The organism is Micromonospora sp. CB01531 (genome assembly GCF_001905095.1).
Lineage (GTDB): Bacteria > Actinomycetota > Actinomycetes > Mycobacteriales > Micromonosporaceae > Micromonospora.
On sequence record NZ_LWLS01000103.1, the window covers coordinates 20,195 to 34,967 of the forward strand.

Consider the following 14,773-nt stretch of genomic DNA (forward strand, 5'->3'; position numbering starts at 1 on the left):
AGAGACGCTGCCCACGCTGGGCGCGGCCACCGGTGCCACGCCGAAGATCAGGGTGAGCCGGGAGAAGTACTTCGCCGCGGCCCGGCCGGCGTAGAGGTCGCGGACCACCGCCCGGGCGACCACCACCCCCATCCCGCCGGCCATGCCCTGGGCGAGGCGCGCGGCGGCCAGCGCGGGGGCGTTCGGCGCCGCCGCGCAGACCAGCGCCAGCAGCGCGTACGCGGTGACGCCGACCAGGACCGGACGCCGCCGCCCCCAGCGGTCGCTGAGCGGGCCGGTGACCAGTTGGCCGAGGGCGAGACCGATCAGGCAGGTGGTCAGCGAGAGCTGGATCTGGGCCTGGTCGGTGCCGAGTTCGCGGGTCATTGCCGGGAAGGCCGGCAGGTACATGTCCAGCGAGAGCGGGCCGATCGCGGTGAGGGTGCCGAGCAGCACGAGCAGCGCCGTCCCGCCGGCGCGCGGGCCCACCACGACGGTGGCCGGTGGGGGAGTCGTCTGCGCGGTCTGGCTCAACGCGGGTCCCCCAGGGTCGATGATCGTCGACTAACCTTAGCTCTGTACGCAGAACTATTGCGCTGTGAAGTAGGTGACTAGTGCCGACCGAGGAGACCGTCGTCCGGCTGGGCGCCCTCGTGGGGGAGCTGCACCGGCTGCTGCGCCGCAGCGCCGCCGGCCGGGCCAACCGGGAGGTCCTGCCCGAGGCCCAGGTGGAGCTGCTCCTGCTGGTCCGCGCCGAGCCCGGCATCAGCGGCAAGGAGGCGGCCCGACGGCTCGGCACGGCGCCGAACACCGTGAGCACCCTGGTCCGCGACCTCGCCGACGCGGGGCTGCTGACGCGGGACCGCGACCCGGCCGATCGCCGGGTGGTCCGCCTCCGGCTCACCGACGCCGCCCAGGCCCGAATGGTGGATCACGCGGCGCACCGCAGCGCGCTGCTCACCGAGGCCCTGGCCGGCCTGGACCCCGCCGCCCGGGACGCGGTCCTGGGCGCCGTCCCGCACCTCGACGCCCTGCTCACCCGCCTGCGCCGGCCCCGCTCCGCCGATCAGTCCGCCCCGGCGGCCGCCGGCGACAGGAGCGTGCTCGAACCATGACGTAGTGGCCACCTGCTGGTGGCGAGGCCACGCCTCCTGGATCGTGCGCGATCTTGCCGGCCGCTGCGCGACTTGCGAGCCGGCGTCAGGCGGTGCCGTCGAGCTCGGCGTAGCCGCGGCGGGCGGCGATCAGACCGGGACGCGCGCCGAAGGGCGACTCTGCGGCCACCCGCTCGGGCGGGGCGTTGCCGGTGTGACCGGCCCGGATCAGCCAGGCCTGCTGGACCAACTGGGCGTGCTGGGCCCGGACGAACTCCGGGTCGACCGGCGTGCCGTGCCCGGGCACCACGATCGTGTCGGGGGTGGTCATCCGCAGCAGCTCGGCCACCGCGTCCGGCCATTGCAGCGGGTACGACTCCTCGAAGGCCGGCGGCCCGCTCTGCTCCACCAGGTCGCCGGCAACTAGCACGTCCGCGTCCGGCACGTGCACCACCAGATCGGCGTCGGTGTGCCCGTGGCCCGGGTGGCGCAGCAGCACCCGCCGGCCGCCGACGTCGAGCATTGTCTCGGTAAGGACCGGGTGCGTCGGGGCCAGCAGCTCGGTCCCGGCCAGCTCGGCGGCGAGCGCCGGCTGCTCGTCGCGCATCTCCTCGTACGCCGCCCGGCGCAGCTCGTCGGGGCGGTCGCGCAGCGCGGCGGCGGCCAGCTCGTGCGCGTACACCGGGCGGGGCGGGTCGGCGGCCAGGGTGGTGTTGCCGAAGCAGTGGTCGAAGTGGTGGTGGGTGTTGACGACGGTCCACGGGTGCGGGGTGACCGCCCGGGCCGCCTCGGCCAGCTCCCGGGCCTGCCCGACGGTGGAGAGGGTGTCCACCAGCAGCGCCGCGCCGTCGCCCACCACCAGCGTCACGTTGACCTGCAGCAGCGGCTCACGCAGCAGGTGGACGCCGTCGGCGACCTCGACGAACCGGACGGTCATGACGCCTGCGAGGCGCGCTCCAGGAAGCGCTGCCGATCGACCAGCATCCGCTCGACCCGGCCGTCGGCCACGATCTCGTCGCCGTCGGCGACGGTCACCTCGAACAGCAGGCGCCGGCCGTCGACCTTGGCCAGCCGGGCCCAGGCGGTCACCGTCCGCCCGACCGGGGTCGGCGCCCGGTGGTCCAGTTCGACGCGGAGCCCGACCGTGGTCCGCCCGGTCGGCATCCGAGTCGCGGTGGCCGCCACGCTCGCCGCCTCGACGAGGGCGAGCACCCGCGGCGTGCCGAGCACCGGCACGTCACCGGAGCCCATCGCCTGCGCGGTGTCGGCGTCCGTGACGGTCAGCTCGACCCGGGCGGCAAGGCCCGGCGCGAAGGGCGTCTCCGGCTGCTCCTGCATGCCCCGAGCCTAGACGAGCCGGGGCCGGGACGCCCGGTGTCGCCGTCGTCGGTGCGTCGACCGGCGGGTGGTCGGCGTCAGTCGATCCGTAGCCCGCCGTTAACCTTGACCGCGATGGCCGTCGTGACAGACCCCCAGCCCCCCGCCCGGACCGGCACCACCTCCTCGCCCGACGGCGGACGCCGTCGGGTGGTGGCGATGACGATCTGGGGGGTCGCCTTCGTGGCCGCCTGGCTCGGCATCGGCCTGCCCACCGATCCCGCGTACGCCTTCCTCTGGATCTGGGCGGGCACCATCGCCTGGCACTCCGCCCGGCCGTGGCGCAGCCACCTGCGCTTCGCGCGGGACTGGATCCCGGTGGTGCTGCTGCTGGCGGTGTACAACCTCTCCCGGGGCTTCGCCGACAACGGCGCGACCCCGCACGCCATGGAGTTGATCGTCGCCGACCGGTTCATGCTCGGCTGGGCCACCGGCGGCGAGGTTCCCACCGTCTGGCTCCAGCAGCACCTCTACCGGCCCGAGGTGCACTGGTGGGACGTGGCGGTCAGCTGGGTCTACTTCTCGCACTTCGTGGCGACGTTCGCCGCCGCCGCGGTGCTCTGGATGCGCGACCGCTCGCGCTGGGCGGCGTACATGCGGCGCTGGGGTTTCCTCTGCGCGGCCGGGCTGGCCACCTACTTCCTCTACCCGGCCGCCCCGCCGTGGTGGGCCGCGCAGAACGGCCTGCTCACCGAGGTCGCACGGATCTCCACCCGGGGCTGGAAGGAGATCGGCATGCACGGCGCGGGCAATCTGCTCAACGCCGGGCAGATCGCCTCCAACCCGGTGGCCGCCATGCCCTCGCTGCACACCGCGTTCGCCCTCTTCGTGGTGCTGTTCTTCCTGGGCTCGGTGCGGAAGCGCTGGTGGCCGCTGCTGCTCGCGTACCCGCTGGCGATGACCTTCACCCTGGTCTACAGCGGCGAGCACTACGTGATCGACGTGCTGGTCGGCTGGGCGTACGTCGGGCTGACCTTTCTGGTGGTCGGCCTGGCCGAACGCTGGTGGGCGGCCCGCCGGGCGCGGCGCGCGGCCGCGCTACCCGCCGCGGGTCCGCAGTCGGCCGTGCCGGCCCCGGCCGCCCCGGTCGAGGCCGAGCCGGCCGTCGCCGACCCGGTGCCGGCCGAGCGCTGACGCGCGCCGGCCGAGGGCTGATCCTGTTCAGTGGCGCCGGCTGCGGTCGGCGTGCCGGGCGGCGTGCGCCCGCGCGGTCAGCTCGGCCGCCAGGTCCCACGCCTCGGCCAGGTCCCGGTCGGGCGCGGCCGCGCCCGACCCGCCGGCGGTGTCGGCGTGCACGGTGGCCAGCCGCAGCCGCCGCTGCGCCGGCCCCTGGGTCACCCGCACGCTCTGGATCCGGGCGTACGGCACCAGCGTCAACTGGCGGGTGAGCAGCCCGGAGCGGGCCACGAACACCCGCTCGTCGAGGCCGGCGCCGACCGCCGTACGGGTCAGCGGGCGCAGCCAGCGCGCCCGCCGTGGCGGCGGCGTCGACGGCAAGGCGCCCAGCCGTACGCCGGACAGCACCTCGGCGACGATCAGTTCCCCGGTTCGCGCGTCGCCGACCGGCAGCAGCCGGTCCGGCCGGTTCCGGTCGTCCGGCTCGGCGGCCGAGTAGCCGGCCACCTCCAGCCGCAGCCGCAGCCAGCCCTTCATCCGCCAGAGCAGCGGCCAGGTCACCCGGACGGTCTGCACCCGGTGCAGCGGGACGGTCTGCACCCGCGTCTCCAGCAGGCCGTTGTGGACGCGCAGCGTGTCGTCGTCCCGGTCGAGCCGGAACGACCAGTCGTCGAGCACCCGGCGCACCGGTTGCAGCACCACACCCGCCATCGCGGTGATGGTGCTGGCCACCGCGATGAACGACCACGACCCCTCGGAGAGGAACTGCGCCACCACGAATGCCACGCCGAACGGGAGCAGGAACGCCTGCGGGGTGAGCAGCTGGCTGACCAGCAGGTCCTGGTTGCGTACGGCGTGCAGCCGCCGGCCGGCCGGGGCCGCTGGCGGCGGCGCGCCGTACGCGGGCGGGACGACCTCGGGCGCGCGGCCGGCGACGGCGAGCAGCCGCTGCCGCAGCGCGACCGCCTCGGCGACCCCCAGGTACGCCAGCGGCGCCTCGGTCTTGCCCCCGCCGACCACCTCCAGCCGCAGCTCGGCCAGCCCGGTGAGCTGCGCCAACAGCGGCCGGACGACCTCGACGGCCTGCAACCGCTCCAACGGGATCGCCCGGGTACGCCGCCAGATCAGGCCCTCGTGCACCCGCAGCTCGCGGCCCACCACGTGGTAGCCGGTGTTCCACCAACTGACCACGGCCAGCACGGTGGCGCCGGCGGCGAAGATCGTCACCAGCACGGCGAACCAGCCGAAGCCGACCCGGGACAGCGTCGACCAGGAGAGCCCGGCGATGACCACGACCAGGGACTTCGCGCCGTGCAGCACCGGGCTCAGCGGGTGCAGCCGCTGCCGCGGCTCCGCACCCCCCGGTGCGGGCGAGGTGGGGTGCCCCGGCCAGCCGGGACCGGGTCCGGGTGGCGGCCACGGGCCGGGCCCGCCCGGCCAGCCGGCCACCGACGGCCCGGGCTGCCCGTGGCCGGGTGGGCCGTAGCCGGGCTGGCCGTGGCCGGGTGGGCCGTGGCCGGGTGCGCCTTGGCCGGGTGGGGGCGGCGCGGGCTGTCCGTATGCCGGGGGGAACGGTGACGGGGCTGGGGCAGCGGGTCGGTCGTCACCGGCGGCCCGGTGCGGTGGCGGGGTGCCGGTCTCCGGGCCGGGGGGCGGAGTGCCGGGCTCAGGGCCGGTCGGGGGCGGGTCAGGCTCGGGTGCGGCCGGGCCGTGGCTCACAGCCCCTCCGCCCGGTCCTCGCCCAGCGCGGTCAGCCGGTCCCGCAGTCGGGACGCCTCCGCCGGCCGCAGGCCGGGCACCCGGGCGTCGCTCGCCGCCGCGGCCGTGTGCAGTTGCACCGTGGCCAGGTCGAACGCCCGCTCCAGCGGGCCCGCGGTCACGTCGACGAACTGCATCCGGGAGTACGGCACGATGGACAGCCGCCGGACCAGCAGCCCGTGCCGGACCAGCAGGTCGTTCTCCCGCTCGGCGTACCCCCAGGCGTGCACCGCCCGGACGATGGTGACCGTCCGCCAGGCGGTCAGCAGGACCGCGACGCCGAGGGCGGCGACGGGCAGCCAGTGGCCGGTGACCGCCCAGGCCACGCCGAGCACCACCAGCGCCACGGCGAACCCGATGCCGAGCCGGATCAGCTCCACCCAGATCAGGTCGCGGGAGATCGGCTGCCACCGGACCGTGTCCGGCCAGGGCTCCAGCGGGCCGGGCGGGGCCGGCTGGCGGCCGGCGAGGTCGTCACCGTTCACCGCGGTGATCCGCTGCGCTCGCTCACGCCGCCTCGCTTCGCTCGACGGCGGCGGGGCGCCACGCTGCTGAGCTGAATGGTTCGCTCGCTCACGGTTCGAGCGTAGGCGATTCCGGGACCGGCACCACCTCGCGCAGGAAGCCGCGCGCGTCGAGGAACGCCCCGAGGGACTCCCGGTGGTCGGGACAGGCCAGCCAGGTCTTGCGCCGATCGGCGTCGTGCAGGCGGGGATTGTTCCAGCGCAGGGCCCAGACGGCGAGGGCGCGACACCCCCGCGCCGAGCAGATCAGTGCTTCGTCGACGGGAGTGGGAGTGGTCACCGGGGCGAGTCTAGGCCCGCACGCCCGGGAAGCTTAGCGCCGGGCGGCCACGGGGGGAGCCGCCCGGCGACGGGGTGAATCGTACACACGCTGGACCCCTTGTTGTCCACCCGTGTTCAGCGTTTTCCGTGCGGAGGGACGGCGCGGCGAAAATCGTCCCTCTCCCACCCTCGGCTCTCAGCCTGGCATGACAGTCTTGGTACGCACGACACCGCGACGACGATCAAGCTGTGGAGGACCGGTGGCCCAGCCGACCACGCCCGACGCCCCGATTCCGACCGAGGCCGTGCCGGGCGCGCCGCCGCCGGCGATCACCACCCCGGCCCAGGACGCCACCCTGCTGGAGCGGGCGCTGTTCGAGATCAAGCGGGTGATCGTCGGCCAGGACCGGATGGTCGAGCGGATGTTCGTGGCCCTGCTGGCACGGGGGCACTGCCTGCTGGAGGGGGTGCCCGGCGTGGCCAAGACCCTCGCCGTGGAGACCCTGGCCAAGGTGGTCGGCGGGTCGTTCGCCCGGGTGCAGTTCACCCCGGACCTGGTGCCGGCCGACATCATGGGCACCCGGATCTACCGGCAGTCGAGCGAGAAGTTCGACGTCGAACTGGGCCCGGTCTTCGTGAACTTCCTGCTCGCCGACGAGATCAACCGAGCCCCGGCGAAGGTCCAGTCGGCGCTGCTGGAGGTGATGAGCGAGCGCCAGGTGTCCATCGGCGGCGAGACCCATCGGGTGCCCGACCCGTTCCTGGTGATGGCGACCCAGAACCCGATCGAGCAGGAGGGTGTCTACCCGCTGCCGGAGGCGCAACGGGACCGCTTCCTCATGAAGATCGTGGTCGGCTATCCGACCGACGCCGAGGAGCGGGAGATCGTCTACCGGATGGGGGTGGCCCCGCCCGAGCCGGCCCGGGTCTTCGACACCCCGGACCTGATCGCCCTCCAGCACAAGGCCGACCAGGTCTTCGTGCACAACGCGCTGGTCGACTACGCGGTCCGGCTGGTGCTCGCCACCCGCGCCCCCGCCGAGCACGGCATGCCGGACGTGGCGCAGCTCATCCAGTACGGCGCCAGCCCGCGCGCCTCGCTCGGCCTGGTCCGGGCCACCCGGGCGCTGGCCCTGCTGCGCGGCCGGGACTACGCGCTGCCGCAGGACGTGCAGGACATCGCCCCGGACATCCTGCGTCACCGGCTGGTGCTCAGCTACGACGCGCTCGCCGACGACGTGCCGGCCGACCACATCGTGCACCGGGTGATGTCGACCATCCCGCTGCCGTCGGTCGCGCCCCGGCAGCAGGCCACGCCGCCACCAGCCGTGCCGCCCGGCGCCGGCTGGCCCGGGCAGCGGCCGTGACGCCACCCACCCGGCTGCCGGCCACCGGCGACCGCTCCGGCGCCGTCCTCGCCCGGCTGCAGCTGATGGTCACCCGCAAGCTCGACGGGCTGCTCCAGGGCGACTACGCCGGGCTGCTGCCCGGACCGGGCAGCGAGGCGGGGGAGTCCCGCGAGTACCGCCCCGGCGACGACGTACGCCGGATGGACTGGCCGGTCACCGCGCGGACCACGACGCCGCACGTCCGGCGTACGGTGGCCGACCGGGAGCTGGAGACCTGGCTGGCGGTGGACCTCTCGGCCAGCCTGGACTTCGGCACGGGGCAGTGGCTCAAGCGGGACGTGGTGGTGGCCGCCGCGGCGGCCCTGGTCCACCTGACCGTCCGTGGCGGCAACCGGATCGGTGCGGTGGTCGGCACCGGAGCCGCACTGCCCGCGCAGACCGGCCGGTGGCGGAGCGGTCCGCCGGCCACCGGAGCCGGTACCCTGCGGCGGCTGCCCGCCCGGGCCGGCCGCAAGGAGGCGCAGGGGCTGCTCCGGGCCATCGCCGGGACGGAGATCCGGCCGGGGCGAAGCGACCTCGGCGCGCTGATCGACATGCTCAACCGGCCGCCCCGGCGGCGGGGTGTGGCGGTGGTCATCTCCGACTTCCTCGCACCGCCGCAGCAGTGGGGCCGGCCGCTCCGTAAGCTGCGGGTCCGGCACGACGTGCTGGCGATCGAGGTGGTCGACCCGCGCGAGCTGGAGCTGCCCGACGTGGGGGTACTGCCGGTGGTCGACCCGGAGACAGGGGAGCTGCACGAGGTGCAGACCGCCGACCCGAGCCTGCGTCGCCGGTACGCCGACGCGGCGGCCGCCCAGCGCGGGGCCGTCGCCACCGAGCTGCGCGTCGCCGGCGCGGCCCATTTGCGACTGCGTACCGATCGAGACTGGCTGCTGGACATGGTGCGGTTCGTGGCCGCGCAGCGGCACGCCCGGACCCGAGGGACGACCCGATGATCCGTTTTCTGCAACCGTGGTGGCTGCTGGCCGTGCTGCCGGTGCTCGCCCTGGCCGCGGCGTACGTCTGGCGGCAGCTGCACCGCCGGGCGTACGCGATGCGGTTCACCAACGTCGACCTGCTGCGTACCCTCGCGCCCAAGGGGCTGGGCTGGCGGCGGCACGTGGCGGCCACCGCCTTCCTGCTCTGCCTGCTGGTGCTGTCCACCGCGCTGGCCCGGCCGGCCCTCGACACGAAGGAGCCGCTGGAGCGGGCCACCGTGATGCTGGCCATCGACGTGTCGCTGTCCATGCAGGCCGACGACGTCGCCCCGAACCGGCTGGAGGCCGCCCAGGAGGCGGCCAAGCAGTTCGTCGGGGAGCTGCCGGAGAGCTACAACCTCGGGCTGGTCTCCTTCGCCAAGTCGGCGAACGTGCTGGTCCCGCCGACCAAGGACCGGGCCGCGGTGACCACCGCCATCGACGGGCTGGTGCTGGCCGAGGCGACCGCCACCGGCGAGGCCGTCTTCACCTGCCTGGAGGCGATCCGCTCGGTGCCCGCCGACGGCGCGGCCGGTATCCCGCCGGCCCGGATCGTGCTGCTCTCCGACGGTTACCGCACCTCGGGCCGGTCGGTGGAGGAGGCCGCCGCGGCGGCGCAGGCGGCCAACGTGCCGGTCTCCACCATCGCGTTCGGCACCGACTCGGGCCAGGTGGACATCGGTGGCCAGCTGCAGCGGGTGCCGGTGGACCGGGCGGCGCTGTCGCAGCTCGCGGAGACCACCCAGGGCTACTTCTACGAGGCCGCCTCGGTGAGCGAGTTGAAGCAGGTCTATCAGGACATGGGCAGCTCGATCGGGTTCCGCACCGAGCCGCGGGAGATCACCCAGTGGTACGCGGGGATGGCGCTGCTCCTCGCCCTCTGCGCGGGTGCGCTGAGCCTGCTCTGGTCGTCCCGCCTGATCTGAGGCGCGACGGCCGGTGGGACGGCAGCGACGGCCGGCCGGGGTGCGCCCCGGCCGGCGCGGTCAGCGACCGCCGGCCAGGACGAAGAGGACGGCCACCCAGACGGCGGCGAGGGTGAAGCCCAGCGGGGCGACGTAACGGCTCATGGGACTGCTCCGTGGCGACGGGACGGTCCGGGCGGCAGGGTCCGGACCGCAGGGGTGGCTCAGGACGTACGCACACGAAGTCGTGACCGGGTTGCTCCGCCACCGGCGGGCCCGACGGGCCGCGGCAGGATCACCCCCGGCCGACGGCCGAGGAGACGGGCGGTGCACCGGGGCGGGAAGCGGGGTCAGCTACGCCGACTGAGTCGCGGCTCAGCGGGACTGACGATCGGCCCGGCCACGACTGGAAGGATCGCTATCTCGCACAGCGATCACCTCCTCCGGTCGGCGGGGCACAAAGGTCACGGGCAATCCCACCCGCAAACGAGGATCATCGTACACCCGGCGGCCCGGCGCCCCGCACTCGGCCGACCGGTTCGCCCGCGCCGCCCGGTCGACGAGCGCCGTCGCGGGCCGACGAGTGTGTCCTCGGCCGGAGCGCACCAGCACCGCCAGGACCAGCGCGAGCAGCGGCAGCCAGCACAGCCGTGCGGCCAGCCAGCCGGGACCGTCGGGCGGGGTGTGCAGCCCGGGCAGCGGCCCGGCGAACCGGGCGGCCAGCACGCTGACCCCGACCAGGACCGGCTGGTGGCAGAGGTAGACGCGCATGGCGTGCCGGTTCACCCCGCGGACCAGGCGCGCCGGCGCGGGCCGGTCGAGCAGCCGGCGCAGCGCCGGTCGGGCCAGCAGTCCGGCACCGACCTGCGCCGCGGCCAGGGCGACGGCGAGCAGCGAGGGCGGGCTCAGGTTCGACCGGCCGGCACCAGGCACCCCGACCGCGCTGACCGGGTAGCGGAGGGCGAGCAGCGCGACCAGCGCGACGGCCCCGACGACGACCACCGTCCCGGCCGCACGGCGCCCCGCGAGCCGCCCCTCGGCGTGTGCCAGCCCGAGCAGGTAGGGCACCGACCACGCGGCGAGCACGGCGACCGGCAGCAGCCAGGGGCGCGCCGCCGGCAGGCGTCCGGCGAGATCCACGCCGGCGACCACGGCCGCGGCGGGCGCCGCGCAGCGCACCGGTCCCCACCGCCGTACGGCGGCGGCCAGTGGCGCGGTGAGCGCCGAGAGGGCGGCCAGGGGGAGCAGGAACCACAGTGGACTGGCGGTCAGCGTCACCGCGACGCTGAGGACGTCGTCCGGGGTGCCCAACACGATCGCGACCAACAGCCCGGCCGCGCCCACGCCGAGCAGGGCCAGAGCGGGCCGGACCAGGCGGCCCAGCCGGCGGAGCAGCCATCGCGCGGGGCTGGCGGGCGAGCCGGCCAGCGAGCGGCCGGCGGCGTGACCGGCGGCGAAGAAGAACAGGCCCAGCGTCTGGAACAGCCAGCTGGCCGGGGCCAGCGCCGGCATGGTGGCCAGCGGGCTGGCCTGATGCACCGTCCCGTCGGGTGCCAGCACCAGGGCGGTGACCAGCCAGTGCCCCAGCACCACCGCGCCGATGGCGTACGCCCGCAGCGCGTCCACGACGCGGTCCCTCATCGCGCGACCCCCGGCCGGACCTCGCCATCCAGCACCACCGCGGCGACCGCCGGCAGCGTCGCCGTGCCGGGCGCCAGGTAGCCGTCGTGCCCGGCGACGCCGTCGACCGGCAGCGGTCGGGCGCCGAAGGCAGGGTCACCGGGCCGGATGCCGTGCCCCAGGCCGGGCAGCCGTACCTGCGGCACCCGGCGGATCCAGTCGGTCGACGCCTCGGCCGCCCACACCCGGACGCCACCGAGCCGGCCCGCCCGGTCCACGCCGGTGCCGATGCCCCCGAGCGTCACCAGATCGGTGACCTGCGCCGGAGCGCGCCGCGCGGCCCGCCCGACCACCAGCGACCCGTAACTGTGCCCGATCAGGGTGATCGCCGCGTCCGGCCGGCGGGCGCCCAGGGTGCGCAGCGTGCTGAGCAGCGCCGCCGCGCCGCGGTCGGCGCTGGCGGTCCCGGCCGCGGTCAGTATGCCGTCCGGCGCGTCGTAGCCCAGCCAGGCCAGCACCGCGACCCGGGCCGCCGGGTCGGCCGCCCGCAGCTCCCGGTACAGGTCGCGGGCCTGCCGGGCCGGGGCGCGCCGGGCCACCCCGCCGAGCCCGCGGTCGAAATCCCGCAGCGTGCTGCCCACCCCGGGCACCAGCACCGCGATCCGGTCCGCCGTGGACAGGTCGCCCAGCACCTCCACGGCGAGCCCGTCGCCGCGCGGGTCGAAGACGAGGAACCGCCGACCGTCCGCGGCCCACCGGTCGTACGGCGGGCCGCCCGCGCGCAACTGCGCAGCCACCGTCGGGTACGCCTCGACGTACGCCGTTGGTGCGGTCGGGCCGGGACGGCCCGGTGCCAGCAGGCCGAGGCCGAGCAGCGCGGTCGCCGCCACCCGGGCGGGTCGGGTCCAGTGCATCGTGAGGCTCCCTCCGGAAGTGGTCCGGCGGAAGCGTGCGGTGCGGACGGGGTGGAGATCGTCACCCTGCGGGCTGGTTCCCGGCGTGCTACCCGGGAGCTATTCGCCGGCGGCCACCAGACCCGTCTCGTAGGCGAGGACCACGGCCTGGGCGCGGTCGCGGAGCTGGAGCTTCGCCAGGATCCGCCCGATGTGGGTCTTCACGGTCTGCTCGGCGACCACCAGGTCCGCGGCGATCTCCGTGTTGGAACGGCCCCGGGCGATCAGCCGAAGCACGTCGGTCTCCCGGGGAGTCAGCGCGGCCAGGTCGGTGGGGCGGGGTTGGCGCCGGCCGGGGCGGGCGGCGAACTCCGCGATCAGCCGGCGGGTCACCGACGGGGCGAGCAGCGCGTCGCCGGCCGCCACCACCCGGACGGCGTGCACCAGGTCGGCGGCGGGGGCGTCCTTGAGCAGGAAGCCGCTCGCCCCGGCGCGCAGCGCCTCATAGACGTAGTCGTCCAGGTCGAAGGTGGTCAGGATGAGCACCCGGGGGCGGTCGGTCCGGCGGTCGCCGAGGAGTTGGCGGGTGGCGGCCAGCCCGTCCAGCACCGGCATCCGCACGTCCATCAGCACCACGTCCGGGTCCAACCGGCGGGCCGCCTCGACGGCCGCCGCGCCGTCCGCGGCGTCCCCGACGACGAGCAGGTCCGGCTGGGCGGCCAGCAGCGCGCCGAAGCCCTGCCGGACCATCGCCTGGTCGTCCGCGATCAGCACCCGGATCATCCGGCACCATCCTCCCCGTCGTACGGCAGCTGCGCGGCCACGGCGTAGCCGCCGCCGTCGACCGGCCCGGCGGCGAACGTACCGCCCAGCGAGAGGGCCCGTTCCCGCATCCCGGTCAGCCCGTGCCCGGCACCCCGCTCGACCCGGGTCGACGCTCCCGTGCCGGCGGTGTTCTCGACGCGTACCGCCAGGGCGCGGGGACCGGGGCGGACGGTGACCCGCACCGCGGCGCCGGCGGCGTGCCGGGCGGCGTTCGCCAGCCCCTCCTGCACGATCCGGTACGCGGCCAGCCCGACCGGCGTGGGCGTCCCGGCGGTCGGCGCGAAAGCCTCCAGGGTGACCGCGAGGCCGGCCCGCCGGGCGGCCTCCACCATGGCCGGCAGGTCCGCCAGGCCGGGCTGGGGCGTGGTCTCCGGGCCCGCGGCCTCGCTGCGCAGCACGCCCAGCAGCCGGCGCATGTCGGTGAGCGCCTCCCGGGCCGACCCGGCGACGGCGGCGAACTCGGCCCGGGCCGGCTCCGGCAAATCGCCGAGGCGGTAGGGGGCGGTCTCCGCCTGCACGGCGATCATCGACATGTGGTGGGCCACCACGTCGTGCAGCTCCCGGGCGATCCGGGTGCGCTCCTCCAGCACCGCCCGACGCTCCTTCTCCCGCTCGCTGAGCTCGGTCTGCGCGGCCAGGGCCCGGCGGGACAGCCGGTTGCCGCGGACGAGGTGGCCGAGCACCAGCAGGGCCAGGAGCAGCAGCATTACGCCAGCCCAGTTGTTGGAGCCGACCAGCGTAACCACCGGCACCATCGTGATAACGCCGACCCAGAGCAGCACCGGCCGGTCGACCCGGGCCGCCACCACCGCCAGCACGAGCAGCGACCCGAGCACCAGGACCGGGTTCCACGGCCAGGCCTGGCCCGGCGGCGCGTTGAACGTGCAGATGAGCAGCGCCACGATGGTGAGCCGCCAGGCGAACAGCGGACGCCGGGGCAACGCGAGCAGCGGGGCGACGGTCAGCCCCGCGAACAGGATCGCCACCACCCCGGGCAGGTGCCGGCCGGTCTCCTCGGCCAGGGTGGCGGCGAACAGGACCACCACCGCGAGCAGGCCGACGGGCCGCGCGTACCGGGCCAGCCGGGGCCAGCGCGCCAGGGGTGGCCGGGCGGGCGGGAAGTCCGGCCCCACGACGGTCCGCCGCAGCGCCTGCCAGGCGGCCCGGACCGGGTGCTTCTCCACCAGCGGAACCCTACGGTGCGGTGCGGTCACCGTCGTCCCACCAGGGGGTGAGCCGCCCCGTCGTACCCCGGTGTGACCTGGCCGCGTTAGCGCTTACCTGCCGGTAACCCCTAGGCTCGCCAGCGGTTGAGAGATCAGTTGAGCAGAGGGGGAACGGTGGCCCGTACCGTGCTGGTGACCGGCGGAAACCGGGGGATCGGTCTGGCTATCGCGCAGGCCTTCGCCAAGCAGGGCGACCGGGTGGCGGTGACCCACCGCAGCGGGGACGCCCCCGCGGGCCTGTTCGGCGTGAAGTGCGACGTCACCGACGCCGAGTCGGTGGACGCCGCGTTCACCGCCGTCGAGGCCGAGCTCGGTCCGGTCGAGGTGCTGGTCGCCAACGCCGGCATCACCGACGACACGCTGATCATGCGGATGTCCGAGGAGCAGTTCACCCGGGTGCTCGACACCAACCTGACCGGCGCGTTCCGCTGCGCCAAGCGGGCCTCGACGAAGATGCTCCGGGCCAAGTGGGGTCGGATGATCTTCATCTCCTCCGTGGTCGGCCTGTACGGCGGTGTCGGGCAGGTCAACTACGCGGCCAGCAAGGCCGGCCTGGTCGGCGTGGCCCGCTCGATCACCCGCGAGCTGGGCAGCCGCAACATCACCGCGAACGTGGTGGCGCCCGGCTTCATCGACACCGACATGACCGCGGCGCTGCCCGAGGAGCGGCGCACCGAGTACCGCAAGGCCATCCCGGCCGGCCGCTTCGCCGAGCCGGACGAGGTCGCCGGCGTGGTCACCTGGCTCGCCTCGGACGCGGCCGGGTACATCTCCGGCGCCGTCATCCCGGTCGACGGCGGCCTGGGCATGGGTCACTGAGCAGAGCACGG

15 protein-coding genes and 1 pseudogene are annotated in these 14,773 nt (G+C 75.4%); 6 read left to right on the plus strand and 10 right to left on the minus strand.

The annotated features are described in order from the left end of the window. Positions 1-3 precede the first annotated feature (3 nt). Positions 4-513 (minus strand): annotated as a pseudogene (locus A6A27_RS31275) (MFS transporter); the annotation flags it as partial. An 80-nt stretch (positions 514-593) separates the two neighbouring features. Here A6A27_RS31275 and A6A27_RS31280 point away from each other — a divergent pair. Next, positions 594-1,094, plus strand: a complete 501-nt coding sequence (locus tag A6A27_RS31280) for a MarR family winged helix-turn-helix transcriptional regulator (RefSeq protein ID WP_073838244.1) — start codon at positions 594-596, stop codon at positions 1,092-1,094. An 85-nt stretch (positions 1,095-1,179) separates the two neighbouring features. Here A6A27_RS31280 and A6A27_RS31285 read toward each other — a convergent pair whose 3' ends face one another. Further along, a complete protein-coding gene (locus A6A27_RS31285; protein WP_073838245.1) occupies positions 1,180-2,010 on the minus strand; it encodes an MBL fold metallo-hydrolase in 831 nt (276 codons plus the stop codon). Beyond that, positions 2,007-2,411: a thioesterase family protein gene (locus A6A27_RS31290; RefSeq protein WP_073838246.1), complete on the minus strand. Its 405-nt coding sequence runs from the start codon at positions 2,409-2,411 to the stop codon at positions 2,007-2,009. Before A6A27_RS31290 ends, A6A27_RS31285 begins: the two co-directional genes overlap by 4 nt. Positions 2,412-2,525: 114 nt before the next feature. On the opposite strand from A6A27_RS31290, the gene A6A27_RS31295 reads away from it, so the two are divergent. After that, complete coding sequence (locus A6A27_RS31295; RefSeq protein WP_073838247.1) at positions 2,526-3,584, plus strand: phosphatase PAP2 family protein; 1,059 nt, start codon at positions 2,526-2,528, stop codon at positions 3,582-3,584. Positions 3,585-3,611: 27 nt separating this feature from the next. On the opposite strand, the gene A6A27_RS31300 is transcribed toward A6A27_RS31295, so the two are convergent. The 3 genes from A6A27_RS31300 to A6A27_RS31310 all read right to left on the minus strand — a co-directional run bounded on the left by A6A27_RS31300 (position 3,612) and on the right by A6A27_RS31310 (position 6,128). Then, a complete protein-coding gene (locus A6A27_RS31300; RefSeq protein ID WP_443190018.1) occupies positions 3,612-4,886 on the minus strand; it encodes a PH domain-containing protein in 1,275 nt (424 codons plus the stop codon). A 395-nt stretch (positions 4,887-5,281) separates the two neighbouring features. Continuing rightward, on the minus strand, positions 5,282-5,809 hold the full coding sequence (locus A6A27_RS31305) for a PH domain-containing protein (protein ID WP_073838248.1): 528 nt from the start codon (positions 5,807-5,809) through the stop codon (positions 5,282-5,284). An 88-nt stretch (positions 5,810-5,897) separates the two neighbouring features. Continuing rightward, positions 5,898-6,128 (minus strand): hypothetical protein, encoded by a 231-nt coding sequence (locus A6A27_RS31310; RefSeq protein ID WP_073838249.1) that lies wholly within the window; start codon positions 6,126-6,128, stop codon positions 5,898-5,900. A 241-nt stretch (positions 6,129-6,369) separates the two neighbouring features. Here A6A27_RS31310 and A6A27_RS31315 point away from each other — a divergent pair, with 241 nt between their 5' ends. Genes A6A27_RS31315 through A6A27_RS31325 form a run of 3 tightly spaced genes read left to right on the plus strand, consistent with a single transcriptional unit; the run spans position 6,370 to position 9,400 of the window. Continuing rightward, complete coding sequence (locus A6A27_RS31315; RefSeq protein ID WP_073838250.1) at positions 6,370-7,476, plus strand: AAA family ATPase; 1,107 nt, start codon at positions 6,370-6,372, stop codon at positions 7,474-7,476. After that, positions 7,455-8,453, plus strand: coding sequence for a DUF58 domain-containing protein (locus A6A27_RS31320; protein WP_073838275.1), 999 nt, complete (start codon positions 7,455-7,457; stop codon positions 8,451-8,453). The genes A6A27_RS31315 and A6A27_RS31320 overlap by 22 nt, the downstream gene beginning before the upstream one ends. After that, positions 8,450-9,400 (plus strand): VWA domain-containing protein, encoded by a 951-nt coding sequence (locus A6A27_RS31325; protein ID WP_073838251.1) that lies wholly within the window; start codon positions 8,450-8,452, stop codon positions 9,398-9,400. The genes A6A27_RS31320 and A6A27_RS31325 overlap by 4 nt, the downstream gene beginning before the upstream one ends. 354 nt (positions 9,401-9,754) lie before the next feature. Here A6A27_RS31325 and A6A27_RS31335 read toward each other — a convergent pair whose 3' ends face one another. The 4 genes from A6A27_RS31335 to A6A27_RS31350 all read right to left on the minus strand — a co-directional run bounded on the left by A6A27_RS31335 (position 9,755) and on the right by A6A27_RS31350 (position 13,901). Next, positions 9,755-11,020, minus strand: a complete 1,266-nt coding sequence (locus tag A6A27_RS31335) for an acyltransferase family protein (RefSeq protein ID WP_083673013.1) — start codon at positions 11,018-11,020, stop codon at positions 9,755-9,757. Continuing rightward, a complete protein-coding gene (locus A6A27_RS31340) occupies positions 11,017-11,913 on the minus strand; it encodes an alpha/beta hydrolase (protein ID WP_073838254.1) in 897 nt (298 codons plus the stop codon). Before A6A27_RS31340 ends, A6A27_RS31335 begins: the two co-directional genes overlap by 4 nt. A 99-nt stretch (positions 11,914-12,012) precedes the next feature. Then, on the minus strand, positions 12,013-12,675 hold the full coding sequence (locus tag A6A27_RS31345) for a response regulator (RefSeq protein ID WP_073838255.1): 663 nt from the start codon (positions 12,673-12,675) through the stop codon (positions 12,013-12,015). Continuing rightward, the gene (locus A6A27_RS31350) at positions 12,672-13,901 is read right to left on the minus strand and encodes a sensor histidine kinase (RefSeq protein WP_073838256.1); all 1,230 of its coding nucleotides are present in this window, start codon (positions 13,899-13,901) and stop codon (positions 12,672-12,674) included. Before A6A27_RS31350 ends, A6A27_RS31345 begins: the two co-directional genes overlap by 4 nt. Positions 13,902-14,057: 156 nt before the next feature. Here A6A27_RS31350 and fabG point away from each other — a divergent pair, with 156 nt between their 5' ends. Beyond that, positions 14,058-14,762: a beta-ketoacyl-ACP reductase gene (gene fabG / locus A6A27_RS31355; RefSeq protein ID WP_073838257.1), complete on the plus strand. Its 705-nt coding sequence runs from the start codon at positions 14,058-14,060 to the stop codon at positions 14,760-14,762. The last annotated feature ends 11 nt before the right edge of the window (positions 14,763-14,773 follow it).

Coding starts and splice junctions, on each gene's coding strand:
- A6A27_RS31340 (WP_073838254.1), bottom strand. CDS start 11,913: ATGCACTGGACCCGACCCGCCCGGGTGGCGGCGACCGCGCTGCTCGGC.
- A6A27_RS31325 (WP_073838251.1), top strand. CDS start 8,450: ATGATCCGTTTTCTGCAACCGTGGTGGCTGCTGGCCGTGCTGCCGGTG.
- A6A27_RS31335 (WP_083673013.1), bottom strand. CDS start 11,020: ATGAGGGACCGCGTCGTGGACGCGCTGCGGGCGTACGCCATCGGCGCG.
- A6A27_RS31290 (WP_073838246.1), bottom strand. CDS start 2,411: ATGCAGGAGCAGCCGGAGACGCCCTTCGCGCCGGGCCTTGCCGCCCGG.
- A6A27_RS31285 (WP_073838245.1), bottom strand. CDS start 2,010: ATGACCGTCCGGTTCGTCGAGGTCGCCGACGGCGTCCACCTGCTGCGT.
- A6A27_RS31345 (WP_073838255.1), bottom strand. CDS start 12,675: ATGATCCGGGTGCTGATCGCGGACGACCAGGCGATGGTCCGGCAGGGC.
- A6A27_RS31295 (WP_073838247.1), top strand. CDS start 2,526: ATGGCCGTCGTGACAGACCCCCAGCCCCCCGCCCGGACCGGCACCACC.